The organism is Aquabacterium parvum, from assembly GCF_001447195.1.
Classification (GTDB): Bacteria; Pseudomonadota; Gammaproteobacteria; order Burkholderiales; family Burkholderiaceae_C; genus Aquabacterium; species Aquabacterium parvum.
The window spans coordinates 1-273 of sequence record NZ_LFRI01000439.1 but is presented as its reverse complement, the minus strand read 5'-3'; the positions used below and the strand labels follow the sequence as shown (position 1 = coordinate 273).

Sequence of the window (273 nt, the reverse complement as noted above, 5' to 3'; positions counted from 1 at the left end):
ACCGAGCTGCGCCAGATGTGCGCCAAGGTGCATCCCTCGCTGATCGAGCGCCTCGATCAAGTGACGAACCTGCTCGACATGAGCAAGCGCGAGTTCATCGAGGCTGCTGTGTCTGATGCGCTGGCCCGCGCCGAGGGAGCTATCGAGCGTTCCGGTGCCCTGGATCAAGGGAGCCTGTGATGCTCACGCTGACCGGCACCATTCGAGCAGTCACCACCCTGGGTGGTGGCGTCAACAAGAAGACCGGCGAGGTGATCCCCACCCGCCCGGTTC

General features: G+C 64.1%; 1 protein-coding gene. It reads left to right on the top strand.

What is annotated here, in order from left to right:
- A partial coding sequence (locus ABG80_RS22960; protein WP_407638769.1) for a hypothetical protein occupies nucleotides 1-180 on the top strand: 180 nt, incomplete at its 5' end.
- Between the last annotated feature and the right edge of the window lie 93 nt (nucleotides 181-273).